Below are 8,278 nucleotides of genomic sequence, written 5' to 3' on the forward strand. Positions count from 1 at the left end.
TCTTCCCTATCGCAAATACAAAAAGCAGACCCTTGGACTCACGGGTCTGCTTTTTGTATGCACGATTCATTTACAAAACGAAACGCCTGATTGCTCCGCAACACAATAGTTGATATCGGTGAACGACCAGGTCTTGGAGAACTGATGGCCCACCTGAAAAATTCCGTCCGCCCAAATGCGGCGGATGGGAATGCAGTCCTGCACACTGCGCGGAATGCGGAACTTGATGCGCTCCTGTTTCCGCGCTTTGGACAGGGTCTTGATCAATGGCGCTTCTCCTTACGGCTGCGCTTTTTCTGTTTAGGCTTCTTCATACGCATCCCTCCCTGGATTGCATCGTAGTAATAGCTGTTGGAACGATAGACCAGCCGTTTGGGGCTCAGGATCTCGGATTTGAACCACGCCCAGAACAGCTGCTCAGCGGTCATACCGTGGTAGGAGAAAAATCCGCAAGCTGCGAAAGGCGCGGCGGCCAGGATGCATACCCAGCCGATTTCCTCTGTTCCCAGTAGCGGACGGAGCAAAAAATAAACGCCCACTGCCACCCCGAGGGCCAGCAGTGAGCAGATAAACTGCCGGGTGTTGAGACCGAAGAAGATGGTCTCATGATAATCCCGGACTTCTTTGGGGATTTTGATTTCGATACGCGTCACCTCTGATTCTAATGGGAAAGGGGCAGCCAAACATAGCTGCCCCTTCGGTTTACTCTATATCTTCTTCTGTTTCCTCCGGTTGGAACGAATGTCCCAGCAGGATGCGGATGGTATCACGCCGGCCATACAGCACCCGAACCACCTGTGCGGTGGTGTGTGTACCAATGTAAAATGCCACGTAGTTACCACTGGTCACATAGCGATACCCTGTATCTACTCCGTTATACTGTAAAGGCGCCCCTGATAGGGGGAATTGTTCCAACTGGCGAACCGCCTTCAGGATGCGCTCAACAGTACGCCGGGCGGCTACTGGGTTACCCAATTCCGTTTCGATATACTGCCGGATATTCAGCATATCCTGCTGTGCCAACGGAGAAATCTGTACCTTCGCCATATTTCACCCCAGCAGCATCTTTTCCGCATCGTCCAGTGCGAGCCAACCTTCTTCCTGACCGGACCGCACGCCACGGGCCAGTTCGGTCAGCAATTTGACCATTGCCTGGCTTTTCTCATACTCCTGAATATCCATCACGGCATAACGACCGCGGCCGTTTTTGGTCAAGAAAACCGGTTCCTCGGCCGTGACATCCCGCAAAACTTCATTGTAATTGCGCAAATCAGAAATCGGTTTGATATTCGGCATAGAGAACACCATCCTTTCTGCCATCTAGTATAGCAGAATCTTGAGCCAAATTCAACGAATAATTTTAAGAACTATCTTTCGCAATCATAGTCCCATGATCTCCTTGACGATCCGGTCACATCCCTTCACTGCCCCAACCAGAACCAGCAGGTTGAAAGCCAGTTCTCCCACATAGGTCCAGACGGCGGTCACCACCGATACGCTGGTATCCACAGCGGGCGGACTAGAGGAAACAGCGGAGAAGATAATGCAGGCCAGGGCGATGACCACGCCCTGCAAACAGACTCCGGCGTAACTGCGCAGGAAGTTCTTACCCACATTGGACGTGGGTTCTCCGGCAAAGGACGAAAGCGGAATGGGCGCAATGGCCGCGTACATCCAAAGGGAAAACATCCGGCCATACACGGTCAGGATCATCACGAAGGATAGTACGGTAATGAGTAGCCCGCCGATCAGCGTCACGGCCCAGAGCGGGATGGAGTCCCAGAAGCCCACCTCATTGATGGCGTCGATCAGCTCTTGGGGCAGTGTAGCGTATCGGTGGTGTACAGCCTTTCCCGCCCACATCGTTTGACCGCGCTGATACTCCCGTCGTAAACAAAGCGCCATTTTTTCCCGTCGTTGTCGAGCACTTCCCAAGGATCGTAGGTCACAGATTCCCGCGTTCTTCTTGCCGAAGTTCCAAACAGCGCTGCAACAGCCCTCGCTGCCTGTTCACGGGTCAGTCCCGTCATTTCGATTTCACAGCCGTAATTTTGATCTTTGAAATCAAGGGCCAGGCACCTCACCTCCGTAAAGTTCTGCATCCAGAGCTGCCAGCCGCCGCCCGATAGCTTCCACCACATTGACCGTCACGCCGTTTCCAGCCTGTTTGTAGACCTGGTTGTCGCTCTGAATGGCCAACACCTTTGATACGGATTTATTTTCAGGATACGGCGGCAAAGGGCATAACAGCAAGAAACCAGCTTATCGAGATGGCAACGGCTTCCCTGTCCGACCTGATGAAAGAACACCCGGAACACCGGGCAGAAGCGAAGCAGGATTTACAGCTTTTGAACGCCCAAAAGATGGGGGAACATGAAGCGGAGATTGAAAAAATCAAAAATGTGTTCCTGGCTATCCTGCGGGATATTAAGAAAGACATTGACAACGGGGAACAGGCGGGGGAAGCTGTGACCGCCGCTATGTTCCAAGCCATGCGGGACGTACTGGAGGAACAGAAGAAAAACCGCTTTCCATTGACGATGTAACGGCGATGATAGCCGGACAGATCGGACAGCTTGCACCGATGGATAAAGAAACTGTTGAAATGTTCCAGCAGTTTGCAAAAAAGATGATTACACAGACAGGAAAAAATAACTTACAAGAACTGGATAAGGAGTGATTTATTATGCCACAGCATATAACCGTTGTAAATTATGACCCGGAATGGCCGTCAAAATATGTACGAGAGCGGGACTATATTACCGAAATACTGAAAGATAATTGCATTTCTATCTACCATATTGGAAGTACATCTGTTCCGGGACTGGCCGCCAAGCCAATTATCGATATTATGGCAGTCGTTAGAAGTCTTGAAAAGGTAGATACGGTTGCGGAAAAGTTTTCAGAGATAGGTTACGAATATCTCGGAGAATTTGGAATAACGGGCAGACGCTATCTTCGCAAAGGCGGTGATGAGCGAACCCATCAAATTCATATCTTTCAAGCGGACGATTGGAACAATATCGGACGGCACCTTGCATTTCGGGACTATATGCGAACCCATAAAAAAGAGCGGGACGAATACGCAAAAATCAAGAAAGACCTTGCGCAAGAGTTCCCCTATGATATAGATGGATATTGTGATGGGAAAGAAAATTTTGTTCGTGAGATGGAAGAACGTGCGCTTGCTCAATACGATGGAGCGTGGGATAAATTGTATATTGCCGCAAGGAAAGTACAGCATGAAAGAAAACTCTCTCCACTGATTGAGGCTGGGAGTGTTTCTGCCGCAGTTCTTTCGGCAAAAGGAAATATCTATACCGGGGCCTGCATTGATACGGCTTGTTCATTGGGAATGTGCGCGGAAAGAAATGCGATTGCAAATATGATAACAAACGGGGAAAGCCAAATCATAAAAATAGTCGCTGTTATGCCGGATGGAAAAGCAGGTATGCCGTGTGGAGCTTGCCGGGAATTTATGATGCAGTTGAATAAAACAGCAGACGAAATAGAAATTTTGTGCGACTATGAAACGAAAAAGGTGATACGCTTGAAGTCTTTAACTCCCGAATGGTGGAGCACAGACCAAATGGAAATGAACGAATGAGGAATTTTTTATGGAATACAGAGTAATTGACAGAAACAACTGGCAACGAAAAGAATATTTTGAACATTACCTGAAAGAAGTGCCTTGCACATATAGCATTACAACAAAATTAGATATTACCGCCATCAAAAAACAGAGATTGAAACTTTCATGCGACGCCGTTGACAGTCACGCCCGTCTTTGCTAAAAGGTAATCAAGGCGGGAAAGCCCTAAAATGGCTTCCCGCCCATTTCAATTTTTAGAAAAGAAACGCTCCAAAATCAGAAAGAGAGCGTCCAAGCACTTTGAGAGATTGGTCGCCTTGTCCACCCATTCAGCGGGACAGCGAGCGGCGGTCAAGGTCGGGTGTAAACCCGTTCATTTCAGCCTTGACAGTTGCACGCTGTCCTGCTACGTTTCCGAGAGTGTGGCCACAACTTCGGGACACTTTGTCCACAAGTCGGAGCGCAGGACGAAGAACGGGGCGTTCATATACGCCCTGTCTGCTGTCGAAAACAGACCTGCGCTTGCGGCTCCACGCCACATAACCATTCTTTCTCCACAAAAAGCCATAGGCAGCGTCTGAAAAGACAACCTGAATCAAACGCAAAAGCAGCCCTCTTTCCCGGCGGTCCCTTGGGATCCGTCGGAAGAAGGCTGCCTTTGCGTCTGCAAGAATCAATCCGAAAAAATCGAACAAAAATCCAGTAAAATGAACATCCATGACTATCCGTTGCCAGACGCAGGATGTATGATAAACACAGAATCGGCGCTCAGTCCGTTTCCCCGAACTGTTTGCGATAAGCCTGGGGCGTAAAACCGGTCTGCTTGCGAAATACCCGGAAAAAATAGTTGTAGTCGGCAATGCCGATTTTCTGGCAGATTTCGCTGTTGGTCAGCTTGGTGGTGGTGAGCAGCTGCATGGCGTGCCGGATGCGCAGCTGCCGCACATACTCATGGATGCCGCAGCCGTAGGTCTGTTTGGAAAGCTCATACAGCGCTGTGCGCCCCACGCCCAACGCGGTGCAGATCCGCTCGCTGGAAAGATCTTCGGCCAGATGTTCCGATACAAAGTGGTTGAGCCGTTCTTTCAGGCTACCGGGCACCAGCCGGGCCATCTGGGCCTGGCACAGCGCCTGGGCCGAAAAGGAAAGCAGATCCCCGGCCGCGCGCAAAATGCGGTAGGGGGTGCGGGGCAGCTGCCGGTAGGCTTTGGACAGGTCCTCCTCCGCAATGCCGTACTTCCGGCACAGTTCCCGGGCCCGGCACCATTCCGCGTCCTCGTCTGCCCCCTGCACAATGTGGCTCAGCAGCAGATAGCCCGCCACTACTCCGTCCACCTGGATGGGGGTGATGGCCTCAATCAGGCCGGCATGGCAGGGATAGATCAGCGTTTTGCACTCCTGCCGGGCCTGGCGGCAGGCTTTCTGGTCACATAGCCGGCAACCCAGCGCCCCTTCCGGGGTAGCTCGCACCAGTTGGCAAAAGGCCGGCAGATCCGAAGGATAGGACAAAACATCCACGCCCCACTCGTCAAACACGACGGTGCGCAAACCGGTCAATTCGTAAAAATCCTGAAGAAGAACCAGCAGTTCTTTCTTGTCGAAGACCGCACCCATGTCCCTCGCCTCCTTGTTTGTCCCTTTATCTGTATTGTAAATGGCGCCGGCGGCGCTGTCAATCTTCTCTCCATTCTCTATCTCACAGGCGGTGATCTTATGAAAAAAATTGAACAAAAATCCACTGCGCTGGGCATTGAGCTGGGCTCTACCCGCATCAAGGCAGTGCTGGCGGGCCCCGACGGTTCGGTGCTGGTCAGCGGCGCCCACGACTGGGAAAACCATTTTGAGGGCGGGTACTGGACCTACCCCCTGACGGAAGTCTGGGAGGGCATCCAGGATGCCTACCGCCATCTGGCCGAAGAGTATCAGAAAACTTACGGCGAACCGCTGACCACGGTGGGGGCCCTGGGTGTTTCCGCCATGATGCACGGCTATCTGCCCTTCGACCGGGACGGCCACCAGTTGGCCGCTTTCCGCACCTGGCGCAACACCACCACCCAGACTGCCGCCGAGGCGCTGACCCAGCGGTTCCACTTCAACATTCCCCAGCGGTGGAGCGTGGCCCATCTCTACCAGGCCATCCTCAACGGGGAAAGCCACGTCAGGAACATTGACTTCCTGACCACGCTGGCGGGGTATGTGCACTGGCAGCTCACAGGGGAAAAGGTGCTGGGCATCGGGGATGCCTCGGGCATATTCCCTATCGACAGTGCCGCCTGCGACTACGACGCCGCCATGATGGCTAGTTTCGATGAACTGCTGGCAGGGGCCGGAATGCCCTATCGCCTGCAGGACCTGCTGCCCCGGGTGCTCTGCGCCGGGCAGGATGCCGGATCCCTCACGGAGACGGGGGCACATCTGTTGGACCCCACCGGTACGTTGTCCCCCGGCGTGCCGGTCTGTCCGCCCGAGGGAGATGCCGGGACCGGTATGGCTGCCACCAATACGGTGGCGGTGCGTACCGGCAATGTGAGTGCAGGTACCTCCATCTTTGCCATGGTGGTGCTGGAAAAGATGCTGAAAAACGTCTACCCCGAGATCGATCTGGTCACCACACCGGACGGAGCTCCGGTGGCCATGGTCCACTGCAACAACTGCACCAGCGACCTGAACGCCTGGGTGAACCTGTTTGGCCAGGTGGCGGCTCTGTGCGGCACACAAGTGCCGGCATCCCAGTTGTTCCCGCTGCTTTTCAATGCCTCGCTGGAGGGCGCACCGGACTGCGGCGATGTGGTGCCGGTGAACTACTATTCCGGCGAGGGAGTGACCCACTTTGACGCGGGCCATCCGCTGCTGCTGCGCACGGCGGGCAGCGACTTCTCTCTGCCCAACCTCATGCGGGCGCACATCTATTCGGCCATGGCCACCCTGAAGATCGGGCTGGACATTCTCCAGGGGGAGAATGTGGCGGTGGACCGTCTGCTGGGCCACGGCGGACTCTTCAAGACTCCCGGTGTTGCCCAGCGGTATCTGGCGGCGGCTGCCCAGGCGCCCGTCACCGTCATGGAAACGGCCGGGGAAGGCGGCCCCTACGGCATGGCCCTGCTGGCCGGCTATCGGCTGGCGGTGCTGCAAGGCTGCCCGCTGAACCTGGCGGATTACCTGAAACAGAAGATCTTTGCCGGCTCCATGGGCACCACCCTGGAACCCCGGGAAGAGGATGTGCGCGGATTTACCGCGTTCCTGGAACGATACAAGGCTGCTTTGCAGGCGGAACGCGCCGCCGTGGAGCATTTCTAATCACAAAGAAAACAAGGAGTGTAACTGTATGAAATTCTTCATTGATACCGCTAACGTGGACGAGATCCGCGCCGCCAACGACATGGGCGTCATCGCAGGCGTCACCACCAACCCCAGCCTCATCGCCAAGGAGGGCCGGGACTACGCCGAGACCCTGGCTGAAATTGCCACCATCGTGGACGGGCCCATCTCCGGCGAGGTCAAGGCCACCACCACCGATGCCGAGACGATGGTCAAGGAGGGCGAGGCCATCTACGCCCTGGACCCCAAGCACATGGTCGTAAAAATCCCCATGACCGCCGAGGGCCTCAAGGCCATCAAAGCCTTGTCCGCCAAGGGCATCCCCACCAACTGCACCCTGATTTTCAGCGCCAACCAGGCGCTGCTGGCCGCCCGCGCCGGTGCCACCTACGTCAGCCCCTTCCTGGGGCGCCTGGACGATATCTCCCAGCGGGGCATCGAGCTCATCGAGACCATCCACGACATGTTCCTCAACTACCCCGACATCGAGACCCAGATCATCGCGGCCAGCGTGCGCAACCCCATCCACGTGACCGACTGTGCCCTGGCCGGTGCCGACATCGCCACCGTGCCCTACAAGGTCATTGAGCAGATGCTGCATCATCCGCTGACCGATTCCGGCATCGAGAAGTTCAAGGAAGACTACTGCAAGGTGTTTGGTGAGTGATATGACAAAGGAAGAACGTCTGAAGCTGCAGATCGCAGCCTGCAAGGTGCGTATGGGCGTGATTGAATCCACCCACGGTGCCAAAGCCGGGCACCCCGGCGGCAGCCTGTCCGCCGCCGATATGTTTACTTACCTTTATAATAAGGAAATGCGCGTCGACCCAACCAACCCGAAATGGGAGGACCGGGACCGGTTCGTGCTCTCCAAGGGACATACCGCGCCGGGGCTGTACAGCGCGCTGGCCTACCGGGGATTTTTCCCGGTGGAGGACCTGCCCACCCTGCGTCACATTGACAGCTATCTGCAGGGCCACCCCAATATGAACACGGTGCCCGGTGTGGATATGTCCACTGGCAGCCTGGGCCAGGGCATCTCCTGTGCGGCAGGCATGGCCAAAGCCGCCAAGTACCTGCACAAGGATGATGTGCGTGTGTATGCTCTCCTGGGCGATGGCGAGATCGAGGAGGGGGAAGTGTGGGAAGCGTTCCTCTTCGCCGCCAAGTACAAACTGGACAATCTCTGTGTCATTATTGACCTGAACGGGCTGCAGATCGACGGCCCCACCAGCGAAGTCATGCCCACCGACCCGGTGGATGCCAAGATGCGGGACTTCGGGTTCCGTACCGTCACCATTGACGGTCACGACTTCGCCCAAATCGAAGATGCGTTCCAGTATTTCCACACCCAGACAGGCGCCCCCA

The 8,278-nt window shown here is 55.0% G+C and carries 13 protein-coding genes and 2 pseudogenes; 7 read left to right on the plus strand and 8 right to left on the minus strand.

Translation table 11 applies throughout. The annotated features are described in order from the left end of the window. Positions 1 to 66: 66 nt before the first annotated feature. From INF35_RS13485 to INF35_RS13515, 7 genes and pseudogenes are all read right to left on the minus strand, one after another. A complete protein-coding gene (locus INF35_RS13485; RefSeq protein WP_193503343.1) occupies positions 67 to 267 on the minus strand; it encodes a hypothetical protein in 201 nt (66 codons plus the stop codon). Continuing rightward, entirely contained in the window at positions 264 to 644 is a 381-nt protein-coding gene (locus INF35_RS13490) for a PrgI family protein (protein ID WP_193503358.1), read from the minus strand. The genes INF35_RS13485 and INF35_RS13490 overlap by 4 nt, the downstream gene beginning before the upstream one ends. A 58-nt stretch (positions 645 to 702) precedes the next feature. Beyond that, complete coding sequence (locus INF35_RS13495; RefSeq protein WP_193503345.1) at positions 703 to 1,047, minus strand: type II toxin-antitoxin system RelE/ParE family toxin; 345 nt, start codon at positions 1,045 to 1,047, stop codon at positions 703 to 705. A gap of 3 nt (positions 1,048 to 1,050) precedes the next feature. Next, positions 1,051 to 1,296, minus strand: coding sequence for a type II toxin-antitoxin system prevent-host-death family antitoxin (locus INF35_RS13500; protein ID WP_193503347.1), 246 nt, complete (start codon positions 1,294 to 1,296; stop codon positions 1,051 to 1,053). Between the two features lie 84 nt (positions 1,297 to 1,380). Continuing rightward, positions 1,381 to 1,824: pseudogene (locus INF35_RS13505) on the minus strand (hypothetical protein); the annotation flags it as partial. After that, positions 1,809 to 2,102: an amidoligase family protein gene (locus tag INF35_RS13510; protein ID WP_193503359.1), complete on the minus strand. Its 294-nt coding sequence runs from the start codon at positions 2,100 to 2,102 to the stop codon at positions 1,809 to 1,811. The gene INF35_RS13510 and the pseudogene INF35_RS13505, both read right to left, overlap by 16 nt. Further along, on the minus strand, positions 2,065 to 2,202 hold the full coding sequence (locus INF35_RS13515) for a DNA cytosine methyltransferase (RefSeq protein ID WP_193503360.1): 138 nt from the start codon (positions 2,200 to 2,202) through the stop codon (positions 2,065 to 2,067). The genes INF35_RS13510 and INF35_RS13515 overlap by 38 nt, the downstream gene beginning before the upstream one ends. A gap of 68 nt (positions 2,203 to 2,270) precedes the next feature. On the opposite strand from INF35_RS13515, the gene INF35_RS14170 reads away from it, so the two are divergent. The 4 genes and pseudogenes from INF35_RS14170 (at position 2,271) to INF35_RS13530 (ending at position 3,794) form a co-directional block, all read left to right on the plus strand. After that, positions 2,271 to 2,546 carry a hypothetical protein gene (locus tag INF35_RS14170; RefSeq protein WP_456237423.1) on the plus strand — a complete coding sequence of 92 codons (276 nt, stop codon included), beginning with the start codon at positions 2,271 to 2,273 and terminating at the stop codon, positions 2,544 to 2,546. 140 nt (positions 2,547 to 2,686) lie between these two features. Further along, positions 2,687 to 3,169 (plus strand): annotated as a pseudogene (locus INF35_RS13910) (GrpB family protein); the annotation flags it as partial. Beyond that, positions 3,170 to 3,607 carry a cytidine deaminase family protein gene (locus INF35_RS13915; protein WP_235983253.1) on the plus strand — a complete coding sequence of 146 codons (438 nt, stop codon included), beginning with the start codon at positions 3,170 to 3,172 and terminating at the stop codon, positions 3,605 to 3,607. 10 nt (positions 3,608 to 3,617) lie between these two features. Next, positions 3,618 to 3,794 (plus strand): CatA-like O-acetyltransferase, encoded by a 177-nt coding sequence (locus INF35_RS13530; protein ID WP_193503351.1) that lies wholly within the window; start codon positions 3,618 to 3,620, stop codon positions 3,792 to 3,794. Between the two features lie 566 nt (positions 3,795 to 4,360). On the opposite strand, the gene INF35_RS13535 is transcribed toward INF35_RS13530, so the two are convergent. Then, complete coding sequence (locus tag INF35_RS13535; RefSeq protein ID WP_193503353.1) at positions 4,361 to 5,206, minus strand: PocR ligand-binding domain-containing protein; 846 nt, start codon at positions 5,204 to 5,206, stop codon at positions 4,361 to 4,363. 99 nt (positions 5,207 to 5,305) lie between these two features. Between INF35_RS13535 and INF35_RS13540 the strand changes: the two genes are divergently transcribed. From INF35_RS13540 to INF35_RS13550, 3 genes are all read left to right on the plus strand, one after another. Further along, the gene (locus tag INF35_RS13540; RefSeq protein WP_193503355.1) at positions 5,306 to 6,889 is read left to right on the plus strand and encodes a xylulokinase; all 1,584 of its coding nucleotides are present in this window, start codon (positions 5,306 to 5,308) and stop codon (positions 6,887 to 6,889) included. A 28-nt stretch (positions 6,890 to 6,917) separates the two neighbouring features. After that, on the plus strand, positions 6,918 to 7,577 hold the full coding sequence (fsa, locus tag INF35_RS13545) for a fructose-6-phosphate aldolase (RefSeq protein ID WP_193503356.1): 660 nt from the start codon (positions 6,918 to 6,920) through the stop codon (positions 7,575 to 7,577). Between the two features lies 1 nt (position 7,578). Beyond that, the coding region (locus INF35_RS13550; RefSeq protein ID WP_193503357.1) for a transketolase at positions 7,579 to 8,278 on the plus strand (700 nt) is incomplete at its 3' end.

Source organism: Gemmiger gallinarum (assembly GCF_014982805.1).
GTDB lineage: Bacteria > Bacillota > Clostridia > Oscillospirales > Ruminococcaceae > Gemmiger > Gemmiger gallinarum.

Bases quoted from the DNA above. Each gene is read 5' to 3' on its own strand.
- INF35_RS13495 (WP_193503345.1), bottom strand. From the start codon at position 1,047: ATGGCGAAGGTACAGATTTCTCCGTTGGCACAGCAGGATATGCTGAAT.
- INF35_RS13500 (WP_193503347.1), bottom strand. From the start codon at position 1,296: ATGCCGAATATCAAACCGATTTCTGATTTGCGCAATTACAATGAAGTT.
- INF35_RS13510 (WP_193503359.1), bottom strand. From the start codon at position 2,102: ATGCAGAACTTTACGGAGGTGAGGTGCCTGGCCCTTGATTTCAAAGAT.
- INF35_RS14170 (WP_456237423.1), top strand. From the start codon at position 2,271: ATGGCAACGGCTTCCCTGTCCGACCTGATGAAAGAACACCCGGAACAC.
- INF35_RS13915 (WP_235983253.1), top strand. From the start codon at position 3,170: ATGGAAGAACGTGCGCTTGCTCAATACGATGGAGCGTGGGATAAATTG.
- INF35_RS13530 (WP_193503351.1), top strand. From the start codon at position 3,618: ATGGAATACAGAGTAATTGACAGAAACAACTGGCAACGAAAAGAATAT.
- INF35_RS13535 (WP_193503353.1), bottom strand. From the start codon at position 5,206: ATGGGTGCGGTCTTCGACAAGAAAGAACTGCTGGTTCTTCTTCAGGAT.
- INF35_RS13540 (WP_193503355.1), top strand. From the start codon at position 5,306: ATGAAAAAAATTGAACAAAAATCCACTGCGCTGGGCATTGAGCTGGGC.
- fsa (WP_193503356.1), top strand. From the start codon at position 6,918: ATGAAATTCTTCATTGATACCGCTAACGTGGACGAGATCCGCGCCGCC.